Origin of the sequence: Streptomyces viridosporus T7A (assembly GCF_008704515.1) — a bacterium.
In the GTDB taxonomy this organism is placed as follows: domain Bacteria; phylum Actinomycetota; class Actinomycetes; order Streptomycetales; family Streptomycetaceae; genus Streptomyces; species Streptomyces viridosporus.
The window spans coordinates 4,133,167-4,150,739 of the sequence record NZ_CP023700.1; the positions used below are offsets into that span (position 1 = coordinate 4,133,167).

14 protein-coding genes, 2 tRNA genes and 1 other RNA gene are annotated in these 17,573 nt (G+C 75.2%); 5 read left to right on the forward strand and 12 right to left on the reverse strand.

Annotated features, from left to right (window positions below):
• The first annotated feature begins 11 nt into the window (after positions 1–11).
• Positions 12–84: transfer RNA gene (locus CP969_RS19150), tRNA-Gly, on the forward strand.
• Positions 85–213: 129 nt separating this feature from the next.
• On the opposite strand, the gene CP969_RS19155 is transcribed toward CP969_RS19150, so the two are convergent.
• The 6 genes from CP969_RS19155 to ffs all read right to left on the reverse strand — a co-directional run bounded on the left by CP969_RS19155 (position 214) and on the right by ffs (position 8,898).
• Positions 214–1,113: a phosphoribosylaminoimidazolesuccinocarboxamide synthase gene (locus CP969_RS19155; protein ID WP_016825565.1), complete on the reverse strand. Its 900-nt coding sequence runs from the start codon at positions 1,111–1,113 to the stop codon at positions 214–216.
• Positions 1,114–1,223: 110 nt separating this feature from the next.
• Positions 1,224–2,729, reverse strand: a complete 1,506-nt coding sequence (locus CP969_RS19160) for a N,N-dimethylformamidase beta subunit family domain-containing protein (RefSeq protein ID WP_004986268.1) — start codon at positions 2,727–2,729, stop codon at positions 1,224–1,226.
• A gap of 230 nt (positions 2,730–2,959) precedes the next feature.
• Positions 2,960–4,768: a M48 family metalloprotease gene (locus CP969_RS19165; protein ID WP_016825564.1), complete on the reverse strand. Its 1,809-nt coding sequence runs from the start codon at positions 4,766–4,768 to the stop codon at positions 2,960–2,962.
• Positions 4,769–5,067: 299 nt separating this feature from the next.
• A complete protein-coding gene (purD, locus tag CP969_RS19170; protein ID WP_016825563.1) occupies positions 5,068–6,321 on the reverse strand; it encodes a phosphoribosylamine--glycine ligase in 1,254 nt (417 codons plus the stop codon).
• Between the two features lie 159 nt (positions 6,322–6,480).
• Positions 6,481–8,712, reverse strand: a complete 2,232-nt coding sequence (locus CP969_RS19175; RefSeq protein ID WP_150474947.1) for a DNA polymerase III subunit gamma and tau — start codon at positions 8,710–8,712, stop codon at positions 6,481–6,483.
• A gap of 87 nt (positions 8,713–8,799) precedes the next feature.
• Positions 8,800–8,898: signal recognition particle sRNA small type (gene ffs / locus CP969_RS19180), an RNA gene on the reverse strand.
• A 72-nt stretch (positions 8,899–8,970) separates the two neighbouring features.
• Between ffs and CP969_RS19185 the strand changes: the two genes are divergently transcribed.
• Positions 8,971–9,058, forward strand: a tRNA-Ser gene (locus CP969_RS19185).
• 339 nt (positions 9,059–9,397) lie between these two features.
• Here the strand turns inward: CP969_RS19185 and CP969_RS19190 are convergent.
• Together CP969_RS19190 and CP969_RS19195 are read right to left on the reverse strand one after the other, a co-directional pair.
• Positions 9,398–10,174, reverse strand: coding sequence for a TIGR03943 family putative permease subunit (locus tag CP969_RS19190; RefSeq protein ID WP_016825558.1), 777 nt, complete (start codon positions 10,172–10,174; stop codon positions 9,398–9,400).
• Positions 10,171–11,250 carry a permease gene (locus CP969_RS19195; protein ID WP_016825557.1) on the reverse strand — a complete coding sequence of 360 codons (1,080 nt, stop codon included), beginning with the start codon at positions 11,248–11,250 and terminating at the stop codon, positions 10,171–10,173. Before CP969_RS19195 ends, CP969_RS19190 begins: the two co-directional genes overlap by 4 nt.
• A 220-nt stretch (positions 11,251–11,470) precedes the next feature.
• On the opposite strand from CP969_RS19195, the gene CP969_RS19200 reads away from it, so the two are divergent.
• The 3 genes from CP969_RS19200 (at position 11,471) to CP969_RS19210 (ending at position 13,650) form a co-directional block, all read left to right on the forward strand.
• Positions 11,471–12,070: a DUF4396 domain-containing protein gene (locus CP969_RS19200; RefSeq protein ID WP_016825556.1), complete on the forward strand. Its 600-nt coding sequence runs from the start codon at positions 11,471–11,473 to the stop codon at positions 12,068–12,070.
• A gap of 177 nt (positions 12,071–12,247) precedes the next feature.
• Positions 12,248–12,658, forward strand: coding sequence for a four-helix bundle copper-binding protein (locus tag CP969_RS19205; RefSeq protein WP_026085055.1), 411 nt, complete (start codon positions 12,248–12,250; stop codon positions 12,656–12,658).
• Positions 12,659–12,714: 56 nt separating this feature from the next.
• Positions 12,715–13,650, forward strand: coding sequence for a DUF72 domain-containing protein (locus tag CP969_RS19210; protein ID WP_016825554.1), 936 nt, complete (start codon positions 12,715–12,717; stop codon positions 13,648–13,650).
• On the opposite strand, the gene CP969_RS19215 is transcribed toward CP969_RS19210, so the two are convergent.
• The 4 genes from CP969_RS19215 to CP969_RS19230 form a co-directional block, all read right to left on the reverse strand.
• Positions 13,624–15,495, reverse strand: a complete 1,872-nt coding sequence (locus tag CP969_RS19215; protein ID WP_016825553.1) for a copper resistance CopC/CopD family protein — start codon at positions 15,493–15,495, stop codon at positions 13,624–13,626. The genes CP969_RS19210 and CP969_RS19215 overlap by 27 nt on opposite strands.
• Positions 15,496–15,693: 198 nt before the next feature.
• Positions 15,694–16,464, reverse strand: coding sequence for an SDR family NAD(P)-dependent oxidoreductase (locus CP969_RS19220; protein ID WP_399474515.1), 771 nt, complete (start codon positions 16,462–16,464; stop codon positions 15,694–15,696).
• Positions 16,461–16,940 (reverse strand): cupin domain-containing protein, encoded by a 480-nt coding sequence (locus CP969_RS19225; protein ID WP_004986241.1) that lies wholly within the window; start codon positions 16,938–16,940, stop codon positions 16,461–16,463. The genes CP969_RS19220 and CP969_RS19225 overlap by 4 nt, the downstream gene beginning before the upstream one ends.
• On the reverse strand, positions 16,937–17,545 hold the full coding sequence (locus CP969_RS19230; RefSeq protein WP_004986238.1) for a GNAT family N-acetyltransferase: 609 nt from the start codon (positions 17,543–17,545) through the stop codon (positions 16,937–16,939). Before CP969_RS19230 ends, CP969_RS19225 begins: the two co-directional genes overlap by 4 nt.
• Positions 17,546–17,573: the final 28 nt, after the last annotated feature.

Consider the following 17,573-nt stretch of genomic DNA (forward strand, 5'->3'; position numbering starts at 1 on the left):
CACGGCGCAACGCGGACGTAGCTCAGTTGGTAGAGCGCAACCTTGCCAAGGTTGAGGTCGCGAGTTCGAGCCTCGTCGTCCGCTCGGAACCGAAGGCCCCGGTCATCGACCGGGGCCTTCGTCGTGTGCTCCGGCCCGGCGTGTGCTCCCGCCCGTCGGGCGTTCGCGCCTCGTCCGGCGTTCGCGCCTCGCCGGGCGCGTTTCGCCGGGCGCTCAGCTCCAGGCGGTGCCCGTCAGCCGCTCGTAGGCCTCCACGTACTTGGCCCGGGTCGCGTCCACGACCTGCCGGGGCAGCGGCGGCGGGGGCTGCTCGCCCCTGCGGTCCCAGCCGGACTCGGCGGACGTCAGCCAGTCCCGCACGTACTGCTTGTCGTACGACGGCTGCGCGCGGCCCGGCTCCCACTGCTCGGCCGGCCAGAAGCGGGAGGAGTCCGGGGTGAGCACCTCGTCCGCGATCACCAGGCTCTCGCCGTCGAAGCCGAACTCGAACTTGGTGTCCGCGAGGATGATCCCCCGCTCGCGGGCGACGTCGCGGGCGCGGGAGTAGGCGGCCAGGGTCGCCTGGCGCAGTCGGGCCGCGGTGTCCGCGCCGACCTGGCGGGCGACCTCCTCGTAGGAGACGTTCTCGTCGTGCTCGCCCACGGCGGCCTTGGTGGCCGGGGTGAAGATCGGGGCGGGCAGCTCCGAGCCGTCCACCAGGCCCTCGGGGAGGGCGAGGCCGCAGACCGTGCGGGACTCGTTGTACTCGGCCAGGCCCGAGCCGGTGAGGTAGCCGCGGGCCACGCACTCCACGGGGACCATGTTCAGGGACTTGCACACCAGGGTGCGGCCCGCCCAGTCGTCCGGGGCGCCGGCCGGGACCTCGGTGCTCAGGACGTGGTGCGGGAGCAGGTCGGCGAGCTGGTCGAACCACCACAGGGAGAGCTGGGTGAGGACGCGGCCCTTGTCGGGGATCTCGGTCGGCAGCACCCAGTCGTAGGCGGAGATGCGGTCGCTGGCGACCATCACGAGGTCGCCCGCCTCGTTCCGGTACAGCTCGCGCACCTTTCCGGTGTGCAGGTGCACCAGGCCCGGAACCTGGATCGGCTCGGGCTTTTCGACGAATCCGGACACGGTTCCTCCCCGTGGTTCTGTCCAATGCGTCGATTCTCCCGCACGGGGCGAACGGTCTCGGCCAGGGGGCGGTGCGGGGCGCGGGACGCGGGGGTGCGCCGCCCGGCGGATCAGTCGCGTTTGCAGATGCGGTCGAGGAGGTTGGCGGTGGCGCGCTGGATCCGGGGGTCGACGTGGCCGGGTCGGTCCAGGGCCGGGGACCAGGCGAAGGTGCCGGAGGCGAACACCCAGGCGCCGGAGGGGGCCCGGTGGAGGGACGTCTCCTGGTGCCGCCGGACGCCCTCGCGGTCGGTGTACGGGGAGTGCGCGAGCAGGACGCGCTCCTCGTGCTCGGGCAGCGGGGTGCGCGGGAAGTAGCGGTCGGCCTCCCCCGCGACCATCCCCTCGAGGGCCTCGCCCTCGTGCGCGCCGGTCGCCTCCCACATCCAGTGGTCGGCGTTGCGGACGATCAGCGGGTGCGGCTCGGGGACCTGGCCGGCGTACTGGATGCCGAGCAGCTGCTGCTCGGCGCGGTCGATCTCCCGCCACAGCACCGGTTTGCCCGGGCCCTTGCGCTTGCGGCAGGTCAGCAGGCGGTCGGGGCCGGCCGGGGAGGGGGCCAGCTCGACCTGCCAGTACAGGGTGTTGGCGGAGAGGAAGACCAGGGACGTGCCGTGGTCGCGGGCGCGTTCCACGGCGCCGCGCATGGGCTGCGACCAGTACTCGTCGTGGCCCGGGAAGATCAGGCCCCGGTAGCGGGTGGGGTCGACGCGGCCGGCGTGCAGGTCCCGGGCGTCGGCGTAGGCGAGGTCGTAGCCGTAGCGCTCGGCCCAGCGGATCACGTCGTAGGCGTGACCGACGTGCAGCGGGAGGCCGGCGCCCGCGTACGGGCGGTCGAAGGAGACGGTGGTGGCGGCGCCGGCCTCGCCGAGCAGGCGGCCCTCCTCGTCCCAGGCGTGGTAGAGGCTGGCGCCGGTGCGGCCGTCCTCCGGGTAGAGGTTGTACGCCTGCCAGGTGACGTCGGGCAGCACCAGGAGCAGGTCGGCGGGGCGGTCGTCGCGGACCGTGAACGGGATGTGCGAGCGGTAGCCGTCGGCCGTGGTGAGGACGGCGACGTACGCGCCGACGCTCCAGTACGACGGGATCGGCAGCCGCCAGGACAGCCACCAGTGGTGGCAGGAGACGGTGCGGTCGGCGGTGAGCGGCGGGGGCTGCACGATGCCGGAGAGGCGGGGACTTGAGGTGATCTTGGTGGCGCCGTCGCCGCCGTAGTGGCCGATGCGGTAGACGTCGACGCCGAACTCCTGGGGCGGGTCGACGGTGACGTGGAAGTCGATGGCCTCGCCGGGGGCGACCCCGCCCGTGGAGGCGAAGCCCTTGATCTGGCGGCGCACGTCGTCGGAGGCGCGGGGGCCGCCGGAGGAGCGCGGGGCCGGGACCCTGGGCGTGCCCTGCCGCGGGAGGCGGGCGGTGGGCGCGGGCGGTTCCGGGTCCACGTACCAGGGGACGACCTGGCCGGTGTCGTCGAAGTACGTCTCGCTGCCGCGCAGCCACGGAAGGGGGCCCTGCCCGAAGGGGTCGTTCACGGCGTGCGCCAGTGCTCCCGACTCCCAGCGGCGGATGCGTTCCGAACCCATGACCGCTCCCCTCCCTCGTGCCCCGGTGGCGGTGTGGCGCGTGGTGCCGTCCGGCCGTCGTCTGGCGGGTGGTGCCTGCCGACAGTCATGTGCTTGTCGTATGTCACACGCCCTTGCCAGGGAACGCGAACGGTCCAAGCACATCACATTGGGCGCGTACTCCGTCACCGTTCGTTTCGAATTGACCGAAAGCGGAAGGGTGGGCTCCACGCGGGTGGGCGGACGTCCGCTCAGACGAGCCGTACCGGCTTCTCCGGGCGTATCCCCTGCCGGGCCAGCCACAGCCGCAGGGCCGCGGGATCGCCGTCCTCGATCAGGGCCAGGACCTGGGGGGACAGGTCCGCGGCCCGCTCGCCGCCGACGAGCAGGACCGGGCCGTCGAGCCAGTCCAGGCCGGGGACGGCGCCCGCGGTGTCCATCGCCGCGCAGCAGACCATCGCGGTGATGTGGTCGGCGAGAAGTTCGCGGGCGGTGCGCGGGGGCTGGAGGGGGAAGAGGGGAAGGGCCCGGTCGTCCCAGAGGGCGACGGGGTCGTGGGCGGCCGGGGCGGCGGCGTTCCCGGGGGCGGTGGAGGGAGCGGCGGGGCGCGGGGAGGCCGCCGCCTCCTCCCGGGCCAGTTCGGCGCTCAGCCGGGCGGCCAGGGCGGCGCTGCGGGCGGTGGTGTCGGCCAGGTCCTCGTCCTCCGGGGCCGGTCCGGGGCCGGCGGGCGGGGTCGGCGCCGTCGGCGGGACCGGCTCGGCGGCCGGGTCCGGGTCCGGGTTCGTCAGGTGGTCGAGGACGCGGGAGAGGCTCGGGCCGTCGGAGACCGGTGCCGCGCCGTCGGCGGCGGGGCGCACGCGCAGGACGTCCAGGACCCGGTGGAGGCGGGCGGCGTCGGTGCGCCACTTGCGGTCCACGACCTCCTCCGGGTAGTCGCTCCAGTGCACCGGCGACCAGTTCGGGCCGGGCTCCGCGGGACCGCCGTGGAAGAGGCGGGCGGCCAGCAGGGAGGCGGCCTCGTCCACCGCGCCGGGCTCTTCGAGCAGGTCGCAGGCGGGGCGCTCGCCGAGGCGGGAGGCGAAGCCCTCGGCCAGCCGGTCCCGGCGGGACAGCTCGGTGAGCGCCGACACCACTCCGGCGTTGAGCCGCGAGGGCCAGCGGCCCATCCGCCAGGCGGGCAGCGCCACCCGGGTGAGCAGCCGGTCCCAGCCGGCGTACGCCAGACCCACCTGTTCCTGGGCGACGATGCGCAGCCCGTAGTCCACGGCCTGCGCGCGCTCGGCCGCCGCCGCGGCGACCGAGCGCTCCATCTCGGCGGCGTGTCCCCGGCAGCCGCGCAGCAGCACCCGGGCGGCCCAGCCGACGCCCGCGAGCACCGCCCGGAACACCGGCCCCCGGCGGGGCGCGGAGGCCACGGCCACCGCGGCGTCCAGGCCCCGCACGAAGCGCCGGGCGGCCGCTATGTCCGGGTGCGCCGACGGCCCCGTGCCGGCGACGACCGGGGCGAGGACCGCGCGCAGCTCGCCCACGCGCATCCACCACAGGAACGGGGAGCCGATCACCAGCACGGGCGTGGCGGCGCCGTCCGGGTGCCGTCCCGCGGCCGCCGTGACGCCGTGCTCCTCGGCGGGCGGCGGGCCGTGGGCCGGATGGGTGCGGTCCTCGAGCCAGCTGTCGCAGTCCGGGGTGAGCGCTATCGCGGACGGGGCGGGGACGTCGAGGCGGTCGGCGAGGTCGCGCACCATCCGGTACAGCTCCGGGGCCGCCGCCTCGGCGATCGGCACCGTCGGGCTCACGGCGGGCCGGGCCCGGGCGACGACCAGGGCGACACCGGCGGCGGCGAGCAGGACGAGCACCGCGAGCGGCGTGAGGACCCAGCGGGCGAGGTCCCAGACGGTGCCCGGGAGGTGGCCGGTGGGGCCGCCGGCGAGCAGGATCACGGCGCCGGCGGCCGGCAGTACGGCGACGGCCAGTGCCTGGCTGCGGACGCGCAGCACGGCGACCGCCCGCGACCGCGCGGCCTGCGCGCCCGCCTCCGTTCCCGTTCCGCTTCCGCTCATGGCCCGACCCCACCCCCTCCCGGCGGTCCTGACGCTGTCCTGGCGTTGCTCACTCCCCCACTGTGGCACCCGTCCCCGACATCGCAATGCCGATGGGCCAAGTGCCGGAACACATGCGCGGCACCCTAGTTGGGGGTCCGGCCCTCGTCAGCCGGATGGCTCATTGCTCACTCGATGGAATGGCTTTGGGGAAAGGTGGACGACCGACGGCAAGGTTCGGGCCCCGGATCCTGAGACGGATCCGGGGCCCGTGGGGTTCGGCGGCGCCGGCGGCGGACCGGGCGCGGCGCCCGTCGTGGTCAGGCGTCCTGCGCCGCCTTCGCCGCGATGTCCGTGCGGTGCTGGGAGCCGTCGAGGCCGATGCGGGCGACCGAGCGGTAGGCGCGGTCGCGGGCCTCGGCGAGGTCCTTGCCGGTCGCCGTGACGGACAGCACGCGGCCGCCCGCGCTGACGATCGCGCCGCCCTCGCTCCTCGTCCCGGCGTGCAGCACGTACGCGTGCGGCGCGTCCTGCGCGGCGACCTCGTCGAGGCCGGTGATCGGGTCGCCGGTGCGCGGGGTGCCCGGGTAGTTGTGCGAGGCGACGACCACGGTGACCGCGGCCTCGTCGCTCCAGCGCAGCGGCTCCAGATGGGCGAGGTTCCCGGTGGCGGCGGCCATCAGCACGCCGGCCAGCGGGGTCTTCAGGCGGGCCAGGACCACCTGCGTCTCGGGGTCGCCGAACCGGGCGTTGAACTCGATCACGCGGATCCCGCGCGAGGTGATCGCCAGACCGGCGTAGAGCAGGCCGGAGAACGGGGTGCCGCGGCGCCGCATCTCGTCGACCGTCGGCTGGAGCACCGTCTGCACGACCTCGTCGACCAGCTTCGGGTCGGCCCACGGCAGCGGGGAGTACGCCCCCATGCCGCCGGTGTTCGGGCCCTCGTCGCCGTCCAGCGCGCGCTTGAAGTCCTGGGCGGGCTGGAGGGGCAGGACCGTCTCGCCGTCGGTGATCGCGAAGAGGGAGACCTCGGCACCGTCGAGGTACTCCTCGACGACCACGCGCTCGCAGACACCGGCGTGCGCCCGGGCCGCCTCGATGTCGGCGGTGACGACGACGCCCTTGCCGGCGGCGAGCCCGTCGTCCTTGACGACGTACGGGGCGCCGAACGCGTCGAGGGCCGCGTCGGCCTCCTCGGGCGTCGTGCAGACGTACGACCGGGCCGTGGGCACGCCCGCCGCCGCCATGACGTCCTTGGCGAAGGCCTTGGACCCCTCCAGCCGCGCGGCCTCCCCGGAGGGGCCGAAGACCGCGATGCCCGCGTCGCGCACGGCGTCGGCGACACCGGCGACGAGGGGGGCCTCCGGGCCGATCACCACGAGGTCCGCGCCGAGCCGCGCGGCCAGCGCGGACACGGCCGCACCGTCGAGGGCGTCGACCCGGTGCAGCTCGGCGACCTCGGCGATGCCGGCGTTGCCGGGGGCGCAGTGCAGCGCGGTGACGTCGGGGTCGAGGGACAGGGAGCGGCACAGGGCGTGTTCGCGGGCGCCGCTTCCGATGACGAGGACCTTCACGGGGTCAGCCTAACGGGAGGCGGCGGATTCGCTTGTGCGGGCTTCCGAAGGAACGGGGGGCACGGGTTTGTGGGTTCCTCCAGAAACGCGCGCACGGCACGCCGGGCCGGCGAGGCGACAGGTCGCCGGGTCGGTGGGCCGGTGGGCCGGTGGGCCGCCCTACTCGTTGGCGATCTCCTCGACCACCGTCGCGCCGAGCTCCCGGACGATCAGCTCCTGCCCGGAGAGGGCCGACTCGTCCAGGTCGGGGTCGTCGTCCTCGGGGATGTCGTCCTCGGGGGAGACCGGGGGCGGCGGTTCCGGGGCGGACGGCCGGGGTGCCGGGGCGGACGGGGCGGACGCGGGTGCCGTCGGGGCGCCGGTCGCCTGCGCGGGACCCGCGGGGGACGGGGCGGGCGGCTGAGCGGCGGGCCGCCGGCCGGGCCCGGCTCCGGTGCCGCCGTACCCGCCGCCCCCGCCGTGGCCTCCCCCACCGCCGTGGCGGACGCCGGCCGGGCCCGCCGGGGCGGGGGCCGCCGCGCCGCCGCCACCGGACGGGTCGACGATCGCCTCGATCTTCCACTGGACGTTGAACTGATCGGCCAGCGCCTGGCGCAGCACGTCCTCGCTGCCGCTGCTGAGGAAGTTGTCGCGGGCGCCCGCGTTCACGAAGCCGAGCTGGAGGGTCGTGCCGTCGAACGAGGTCACCTGGGCGTTCTGGCTGAGCAGGATCCAGGTGAAGCGGCGGCGGTTCTTGACCGCCTCCAGGATGTTCGGCCAGAGCATGCGGGGGTCGAGGCCCCCGCCGCCTGCGGCGGGGGCCGACGGGGCGGGAGCCGCCTGGGGCGCGGGGGCGCTCGGCGCGGCCGCGACCGGGGACGGGGACGGCCCGCCGCCCGCCGGGGCGGCCGTGGGCCAGCCGCCGGGCCGACGGCCCCCGCCGCCGACGGAGGCGGCGGTGGGCCAGGCCCCGGGAGCGGGCGTGGGCGCGGGCGCGGCAGGGGCGCTCGGCGCAGCCGGCGGCGGAGCCTGCGCCGGAGCCGGTGTGGGAGCGGGTGCGGGCGGGGCCGGAGCGGGCGCGGCGGCGGGACCGCCCCCCGGAGCCCGCACCGCGGCCCGGGCTGCGGCGGGGCCGCCGCCCGGCGGGACCGGGGCCTGGCCCTGCGCCGGGCCGGCCGCCGCTGCGCCGTGGACGTCCGGTCCGGGCACGTATCCCAGGGCGGGTGCGCCCGCGCCGCCGCCCGCCGAGAAGTTCACGCCGCGCTCGATCCGGTCCAGGCGGGCCATGACCGAGCGCTCGTCGCCGTAGGCGGCGGGCAGCAGCACGCGGGCGCAGATCAGCTCGAGCTGGAGGCGGGGCGAGGTGGCGCCGCGCATCTCGGTGAGCCCCTCGTTGACGAGGTCGGCGGCGCGGCTGAGCTCGGCGGCGCCGAAGGTGCCGGCCTGGGCCAGCATCCGCTCGATGACGTCGGCGGGGGCGTCGATGAGCCCCTTCTCCGCGGCGTCCGGCACGGCGGCGAGGATCACCAGGTCCCGCAGCCGCTCCAGCAGGTCGGCGACGAACCGCCGCGGGTCGTTGCCGCCCTCGATCACCCGGTCGACGACCTCGAAGGCGGCGGCCCCGTCACCGGTCGCGAAGGCCTCCACCACGGAGTCGAGCAGCGAGCCGTCCGTGTACCCCAGCAGGGAGGTGGCCATGGCGTACGTCACGCCCTCCGCCCCGGCGCCGGCGAGCAACTGGTCCATGACGGACATCGAGTCCCGCACGGATCCGGCGCCGGCCCGCACGACGAGCGGCAGCACGCCCTCCTCGACGGGGATGTCCTCCTTCGCGCACACCTCGCCGAGGTAGTCCCGGAGGGTGCCCGGCGGCACCAGCCGGAACGGGTAGTGGTGGGTGCGCGACCGGATGGTCCCGATGACCTTCTCGGGCTCGGTGGTGGCGAAGATGAACTTCAGGTGCTCCGGGGGCTCCTCGACGACCTTGAGCAGCGCGTTGAAGCCGGCCGACGTGACCATGTGGGCCTCGTCGATGATGTAGATCTTGTAACGGCTCTGGGCGGGCCCGAAGAACGCCTTCTCGCGCAGGTCCCGGGCGTCGTCCACACCACCGTGGGAAGCGGCGTCGATCTCGATGACGTCGATCGAGCCGGGGCCGTTGCGCGCGAGGTCCTGACAGGACTGGCAGGTGCCGCACGGGGTCGGCGTGGGACCTTCCTCACAGTTCAGGCACCGCGCGAGGATCCGCGCACTGGTCGTCTTGCCGCATCCGCGCGGGCCGCTGAACAGGTACGCGTGATTGACCCGGTTGTTCCGCAGCGCCTGCTGCAACGGGTCGGTGACATGCTCCTGCCCGATGACCTCGGCGAACGACTCCGGGCGATAGCGGCGGTACAGCGCGAGAGACGACACGCCTACGAGGTTATAGGCGCCCGCCGACATCCGGTCCCGTCCGCGGCCCCGCCCCCGCGGGCCGGTCTCCCCGGGCCCGCGTCCGCACACGCAAGCGCCCCCCACGCACCCGCCAGAGCCAACCTACCCTTGCTGCCTTCCGGCCCTGGGGGAGTTCAGTCAGATAGCGCCGCGTGAGGGGCTACGCAGAGGCTACCTCATGTCGCGGGGAGGGAACGAGTTCGCGAGCACTCCTCTCGGTCATGTAATGTTTCCGGCGGAGGATTCGCCTAGAGGCCTAGGGCGCACGCTTGGAAAGCGTGTTGGGGGCAACCCCTCACGAGTTCGAATCTCGTATCCTCCGCCAGTGCCTCACCGGGCACGATGTCGAAGGGCCCCACCGCTTGCGGTGGGGCCCTTCGACGTTGTCCGTCCCCCTCGAAGCACCCGCCCCCGAGCCGGGAGCGGGTGTGGCTTCCCTCACCTCCTGCACGGGGACGGTGCCGACACCGCCGTGCTCGCCGGTCGTCGTCCCAGGGGCGTTCTCGGAGAAGGAGACCGGCAGGTCGACGGCGAACACCGGGGTGCCCATGAACAGGACGCACGCGCTCGACCAGGCCGCCCGCCTCGGCCCGTCACTCCACCGGCGCCGGGCGGGCGGACGGCGATGGTTCCGCGCCGCCGGGCGAGCCGTGACTGCCGGCCGTCAGCGGGGAGGGGAGAGCGGAAGGGCGTCCGTGTAGGCGTTCGCCGGCCGGTCGACCTCGCTGACGGTGCGGGCGTCGAGCGCGACCGGGGCGGAGCTCGTACCGAGGGTTCCGCCCGCGTGCCAGGTGCCCTCGACCGTCACCCAGGTGTCGGCGGGCGGGGCCGGGGCTCCGTGGATCCGCACCTTGACCGACTGGGCGTCCGCCGCGCAGCAGTTGATCAGGAGCCGGGTCAGGTACCAGCCCTCGCCCCGCCCGCCGGGGGTGACGAAGCCGGTCATCCGGACGGTGCGGCCCTTGATGGCCTGCTCGCGGTCCTGCTGGACGCGGCTGGTGAAGTCGCGGAGGGTCAGCGGGACCGGTGAGGTCGCGGGCAGGGGATCGAACTCGTCCTGCTGCACGACCGGTTTGGTGGCCTGGCGGGAGGCGGTGTAGGCGCCGAGGGACGGCGGGGCGTAGAAGAGCAGGCTCAGGGCGGGGAGGAAGAGCAGCCAGGCCACACCGGGCACACCGGAGTGGTCGTGGCCGTCACCGTCATGACCGTCGCCGTGGCGGTCCTCGTGACGGTGGTCCTCGTCGGTCTCCCGGCGCCTGCCCGGCCTCCGCAGCGACCAGGCCTCCGCCGTGCCGAGCAGGAGCAGCACCGCCCCCGACGCGATCAGCAGCGGACGCATCCAGTCGTTGACGTACCTCAGGTAGAGGTCGGTGAGGAGCGAGGCGTGCAGCAGGCCGACGCCGCTGAGGACGAGCAGGACCGCCTGCAGGGGGCGCTTCACAGCAGGGTTCCTCCGATGAGCACGCTGCACAGGACGGCGACGACCGCCGTGGCGGCGGAGAAGCGGATCGCGAAGGCCCGTCCGAAGGTGCCCGCCTGAAGGGCGATCAGCTTCAGGTCGACCATCGGTCCGACCACCATGAACGTCAGCCGCGCGAGGGGCGAGAAGCCGGTGAGGGAGGCCGCGAGGAACGCGTCGGCCTCGGAGCAGACCGAGAGGAGGACGGCGAGCGCGGCCAGGAAGAGCACCGACAACCAGGGCGAGTCGGAGAACACGCCGAGCACGGAGTCGGGAACGGCCACGTTGAAGGTGGCCGCCGCCATGGCCCCGACGATGACGAAGCCGCCCGCGTGCAGGAAGTCGTGCTGGAAACCGAGCCGGAACTCCCTCCAGCGGCTCCGCCCCGGCCGGTGCCCGGTGTGCCGTACGGCCGGCCGCAGCCACTTCTCGCGGCCCAGCCAGAGCCACAGCCAGCCCATCGCACTGGCGGTGGCGAGCGAGGCGAGCAGCCGGGCCAGCACCATCTCGGGGCTTCCGGGGAAGGCGATGGCCGTGGTGGTCAGGACCACCGGGTTGATGGCGGGGGCCGACAGCAGGAACGCGAAAGCGGCGGCCGGGGTGACGCCCCGGCCGATGAGGCTGTTGGCGACCGGCACGGAGGCGCACTCGCAGCCGGGCAGGACGGCCCCGGCGGCCCCGGCGACCGGGACGGCGAGCGAGGGGTTGCGGGGCAGCGCCCGGGTGAACACCCGGGCCGGCACGAACGCGTTGATCGCGCCGGACAGGGCCGTTCCGAGCAGCAGGAACGGCAGCGCCTGCACGGTGATGGAGAGACAGACGGTCCGCCAGGCCTGCACGGCCGGCTCGTCCCCCCACCGGCCGACGACGAAGAGCATCGTCCCGGGAAGCACGGCCGCCCCGAGGAGCAGCAAGGGCCAGTACCGGGGCCAGCCGCCCGCCAAAACCCCATCGGCGTCCGCCGGGGCTCCAGCGGCGTCCGCGGGGGCCTCGTCGTCGACCGCGGGGGCCGTGACGCTCCCGTACGGCTCCCCGGCCCGTTCCTCTGCCTGTCGCATGCCGCTCCGTGTGTCCGACGTCCGGAGCGAAAGATAGCGGCCCTCGGGCACCCGTGTTCGAGCGCGCTGCGCACGGGCCCTTCGCCCGCTCCTCGTCGGCCGTGCGCCCGGACCACGGGCACCCCGGGTCGTGGTCCGGACCGACCCCCTGGACTCATACCCCTAGGGGGTATACCGTGGGGAAGGTGGGGCCCTGTGGGGGACACCGGACGGACAGGGGATGAAGGCCATGGAGCACACCGGTCGGCACGGCGACACCACGCATGCCCACGCCGCCCGCCGAAGCCACGGCGGGCACGGAGACCTGGCGGGCGGTGAAGCCCGCCACGACACCCACACCGACCACACCGCTCACACCGCCCATGGCGCCCACGGCCCCCGCGCCGGGGCCTCCTGGGCCATGGCCGTGAAGGCGACCCTGCACTGCCTGACCGGCTGCGCCGTCGGCGAGATCCTCGGCATGGTCGTCGGGACGGCGCTGGGCTGGGGCAACCTGCCCACCATGGTCCTGGCGATCGCGCTGGCGTTCCTGTTCGGCTACTCGTTCACCCTGTTCGCGGTGGTCCGGGCCGGCCTGGACCTCAAGTCCGCGATCAAGGTGGCACTGGCCGCCGACACCGTCTCGATCGCGGTGATGGAGGCCGTCGACAACGGCATCGTCGCCCTCACCCCGGGCGCGATGGACGCCCATCTGTCCGACGGGCTGTTCTGGTCGGCCCTGCTCGGCGGGTTCGCGGTCGCCTTCCTGATCACCACCCCGGTCAACAAGTGGATGATCGGCCGCGGCCGGGGCCACGCCGTCGTGCACGCCCACCACTGAACACCGGACCGGTCCTCGCGTCCGGGGCGCCGCGGAAGGGTTCGGGGTGCCCCGGAGGGGTCCGGGGCACCCCGGACGCGTTTGCGTTCCCCGGCCGGGCCAACCCGGCAGGGGCGGGGGCGGACCGAACGCGGCCACCCCGGACCGCACCGCCCCGGCGACGACCGAGGAGGACCGATCGTGACGACCGTCAAGGACATGCTCGCGACCTACCCCGCCGACCTGGGCCGGGTGGACCGCGACAAACTCACCCGGTGCATCGAGGAGTGCGTCGCCTGCGCCCAGGCGTGCACCGCGTGCGCGGACGCCTGTCTGTCCGAGAGCATGGTCGGCGAGCTCACCAAGTGCATCCGCACCGACATGGACTGCGCCGACATCTGCAACGCCACCGCATCCGTCCTGTCCCGGCACATCGGCTACGACGCCCACGTCACCCGCGCGATCCTCACCGCGTGCGCCACCGCCTGCCGGGCCTGTGCGGACGAGTGCTCCGCCCACGCCGACCGGCACGAGCACTGCCGCCTGTGCGCGGAGGCCTGCCGCTCGTGCGAGCAGGCGTGCGACGAACTCCTCCGGTCCCTCGGCTGACCGCCCGGCCGGCTCCGCCGGTGTCTGCGGGGTGGCGCGGCGGGTAACCGGGCCCCATGGGCGACATCCTGGTGGGCACCTGTTCCTGGACCGACCGGGCGCTGGTCGGCAGCGGCTGGTACCCGGCGGGGCGGCGGGACGCCGAGGGACGGCTGCGGTACTACGCGCAGCGGTTCCCCGTCGTCGAGGTCGACGCGTCGTACTACGCCCTGCCCTCCGAGCGGAACAGCCGGCTGTGGGTGGAGCGGACGCCCGACGGGTTCGTGTTCGACGTCAAGGCGTTCTCCCTGCTGACCGGGCACCCCACCCGGAGCGCGGTGATGCCCGGCGGGCTGCCGCCCGACGCGCGCGACCCGGCGGTGCTGGACGAGGTGTGGGCGCGGTTCGCCGAGGGGATCGGGCCGCTGCGTCGGAGCGGGCGGCTGGGGAGCGTGCTGTTCCAGTTCCCGCCGTGGCTGCGGGCCGGGGCGGGGGCCGAGGCGTTCGTGGAGGAGTGTGCGCGGCGGGCCGAAGGGTGGCCCCTCGCCGTGGAGTTCCGGCATCCCTCGTGGTGGGAGGCGGGGCGCGCCGAGGCCACGTCCGCGCTGCTCGCCCGGTGCGCGATGGCCGCGGTCGGCGTCGACATGGTGCAGTCGCTGCCCTCGTCCGTACCGCCGGTCACGCCCGTGACCTCGCCCCGCCTGTCCGTGGTGCGGTTCCACGGGCGCAGCGCCGCCTGGGGCACGGGCAGCAAGGAGGACCGGTTCCGGTACGCGTACGGGGCGGAGGAACTCGGGGCGTGGGTGCCGAGGTTGCGCCGGCTGGCCGACCGGGTCGAGCAGGTGCACGTGCTGTTCAACACGTGCTGCGGGGACGCCTCCGTGCGGGCCGCCGAACTCATGAGCGGGCTGCTCGGGCTTTCCGCCGACGGGCGGACCCCGCGGGCGGACGGCCCGTCGACGGACGGCCCGTCGACGGGAGATGCGTCAACGAGCGATCCGCACCTTCCGTGACGCGCTCACCTGGTCCAGCTCGGTCACCCTGACCGTCGCCTTCATCGTCCAGGTGCCCTCGAGGGGCAGGTTGAGGTCGCTGGTGGCCCAGTAGCCGCCCCGGTCGGTCAACCGGGCGTCGACGGGCCCGATGTCCTTCGCGGCGAGAGTGAAGGACAGCCTCAGTTCCGGGACGATAGTCAGCCCGCCGTCCGCGCCGAAGACCACCGCCTGGACGCCGTTCTCGCCCACCCGGCCCGGGTCCAGCGTGATCTGCACCCGGCCCTTGCCGCCGGGGGTGCCGACGTCGTAGGGGATCGTGACCGTCGACGCCCCGGGGAGCCCGGCCACCGGGGCCGTCCCGGCGGTCTCGGCGGCCGCGGCCTCCGCGCGGGCCGGGAGGGTGCCGGTCAGCACCGACGTGACCAGCAGCACCACGATGCCCACGGCCACTTCGACCAGCACGGACAGCCGCAGGGCCCGGCGGTGGCGGTCCGGCTCGTCCGCCGGGGGGCGCGGCCGGTCCCCGGGGCCCGCCTCCGGCTCCCCGCTCCCCGGCTCTTCGGTCCGCGACTTCCCGGTCCCCGGCTCTTCGTTCCCCGGGCCCCCGGTCCCCGGCTTCGTCTCCGGGCCCGCCCCCGCCGCTCCCACCAACTGCGGCACCCGCTCCTCCACCGCCACCGGTGCCTTCGCCGCCGCCAGCCGTGCCGTCCAGTGGCGGGACAGTCCCGCCGCCGCCAGCAGGAGGGCCGTCACGACGAGTTTGACGGTCAGGGTCCTGCCATACGACGTCTCCGTGAGCGCGGCCCAGGAGCCGAGGCCGCGCCAGGACTGGTAGACGCCGGTGACGACGAGGACGGTCACCGAGGCGAAGGCCAGGCGGGAGAAGCGGGTGACCGTGGCCACGGGCGGCGGGGTCCGCGTGCGGCGCAGGGTGAGGAGCAGGGCCGTCAGGCCGCCGAGCCAGCACGCCATCGCCAGCAGGTGCAGGACGGAGGAGGTCATCGCCAGCGGGACCTGGATCCCGGCGGAGGCGTGCTCGGCCGCCGCCCAGGTCAGGGCGAGGCCGACGGACAGGGCGGCGCCCGCCGCCAGGTGCGCGCGGGGCGTCCGGTCCGGTTCCGGCGCGGGGCGCCGGGAGAGCCACAGGAGGACCGCCGCCGTCAGCAGGAGCAGCGCCAGCCGGGTGAGCAGGGCGATCCCCGGACGGCCGGTGAGGGTGCGGGCGAAGGCGGAGGCGTCGAAGGCGGTGGCCGGTGCCGTCCCGGTCTCGTACGGGGCGCGCAGGACGAGGAGGGCGACCGTGGCCGTCAGCAGCGTCCACCAGCCGGTGAGCAGCGGCGTCCGCAGCGGGGCGGGGTCCGGCGGACGGCACAGGGCCACGAACGCCGCCGTGCCGACGAGCAGGGCGGCGGCGATGTACGCGAGGTGGCGGCCGGTGTCGTAGAGGCTCTTGGTGACCGGGTGCTCGACCTGCTCCGCGGGCACCGCGGGCGCGGTGGGCGAGGGCTTGCCGATGGAGAAGGAGAAGGCACCGGAGGCCGGGTGGCTGTCGGCGGAGATCACCCGCCAGGCCACCGTGTAGGTGCCCTCGGCGAGCCCGTCGGGCAGGTCGATCCGGGCGGTGTCGGAGGCCCCGTCCGCGTGCTGCGGCTCGCCCAGGCTCACCCGGCGGTTCTCGGGGCTGTAGACGCGGAAGGAGTCCTCGAGCAGGCCGACGGACTCCGTGAAGGTCAGGGTGACGTACCGGGGGGCGGACTCGAGGACGCTTCCGTCCTCGGGGTCGGCGCCGCGGAGGCCGGCGTGGGCGCTCGCCGGGGCCGCGCCGCCGAGGAGGAGCAGGACCAGCACGGCTCCCAGCAGCACCAGCCCCCGAAGCCGCCGGGTTCCGCGGCCCGCCGCCCCGCCCCGTCCGCCGTCCGTCGCCCCGCCCCGTCGCTCACCGTCCGTCGCCGCCCCGCTGCGCCGTCGCTCCACGTCGTACCCCGCCTTCCGGCAATCCGGCTCCGGTGGGGTACGGACGGAAGGCGCGGTGCGTTCACCGCGCGGCCCGCCCCCGCCGTTTCACCAGGTCGGCCGGGCCGAGACCCCTCCGTCCACCACCAGGTCGTGGCCCGTCACCCAGGACGCGAGCCGGGAGGCCAGGAACACGCAGGCGTCGCCGACGTCCTCCGGACGGCCGAGCCGGCCCACCGCGGACGCCCGCCGCCACCGGCGCACGCCCTCCGGCCAGGCGTCCTCCAGCCCCTCCCGTTCGATCAGGCCGGGCGAGACCGTGTTGACGCGGATCCCCCACGGGCCGTACTCCAGGGCCGCCGCGCGGGCGTGCATCACCACGGCCGCCTTGGACGCGCAGTAGTGGGCGTGGCCCGGTGCCGGGCTGCGCGCCTCCACGGACGCGATGTGGGTGACCGAACCGCCGCCCGCCGGCCGCATGAGCTCCGCCGCCGCCCGGGTGCAGGCGAAGACGCCGGTGGTGTTGGTGTCCACGACCGCCCGCCACTCGGCCGCCGTCATCCCGGCGAGCTCCTGGACCGGCTGCACCCCCGCGCAGTTGACCAGGGCGGTCAGCCGGCCCCCGCCCCACCGGGCCGCCTCCGCCACCAGGCGGCGGCAGGCGTCCTCGTCGGTCAGGTCGGCGCGCAGGACGACGGCCTCGCCGCCCGATCCCCGGATGCGGTCGGCGAGCTCGCGCGCGGACGACACCGCCGTACGGCAGTGCAGCGCGACCGCGGCGCCCTCCTCGGCGAACCGCAGGGCGATGCCCCGGCCGATGCCGCCGCCCGCGCCGGTGACCAGGGCGACCTGCCCCTCCAGCAGTCCCGGCGGGCTCACGGGCGGCACAGTTCCACGATCCGCTCCGCCTGGTCCGGGTAGCGCGCCGCCAGCTCCGCCGCGTCCCCGTGCTCGTAGCCCTCGTAGGTGAACCCGGGCGCCATGGTGCAGCCGAAGAGCGTCCAGGCCCCGCCCGCCGCCACCCGTGCCCCCATCCAGGTGCCCGCGGGCACGACGAGCTGGACGTGCTGGCCGCCGAGGACGTCCGGGCCCAGCACGGGGGTGCGGGCGGTGCCGTCGGGGGCGAGGAGGAGCAGCCGGAGCGGGTCGCCGAGGTGGAAGTGCCAGACCTCGTCGGCGGGCAGGCGGTGCAGGGCGCAGAAGTCGTCCGGCGCGTCGGTGAGCAGGACGAGGGCGGCGGTGCCCTCGGGCCGGCCGTCGGGCCGCTCGGGACCCGCCCAGGTCCGCCGGAACCGCCCGCCCTCGCGGGGGATCGGTTCCAGTCCGTAGTGGGCGACGAGATCGTCGGGGGTCACCCGCCGAAGGCTACCTCGCGGGTGAGGAAGGCGAGCCGGGCCTTCTTCCGCGGGAGGTACACGTCGGGCAGGTCGACCTCCGGCAGCACGACCTCGGGACCGGCGGTGAAGCCCTGCCGCAGGAAACGGGCGATCGCCTTCCCGTTGGCCACGTCGGGGTCGACCACCACGCGCTCGCGGTCCAGCCCCAGCAGGACGTACCCGGTGACGGCGGTCAGCAGCCCGGCGGTCCAGCCGGAACGGGCCGCGCCGGGCGCGGCGGGGGCGACCAGCAGGTGGATGCCGATGTCGCCGGGCGCGACGGGGTAGCACTCCGCGACCCGGTCGGCCGCCGGCTCGTAGGTCTGCAGCAGCGCGGCCGGCGCGCCGTCCTTGAGGACGAGGTGGGCGTGGTGGGTGTCGAGCGTGTCCATGTGGGCGTAGACCTCGGCGACCTGCTCCTCGGTGAGGCCGTTCATGCCCCAGAAGACGGCGCGCTCCGCGTTCACCCAGCGGTGCAGCAGGGGGGCGTCGGCCCGGGCGTCCAGCGGCAGGACGCGCACGGTTCCGAAGCCGTCGACCACCTGCTCGTGGACGGCCGCGCGGGAGGCGTAGGGGTCGGACATCGGTCTCCTCGTCAGTCGTTCGTCGGTC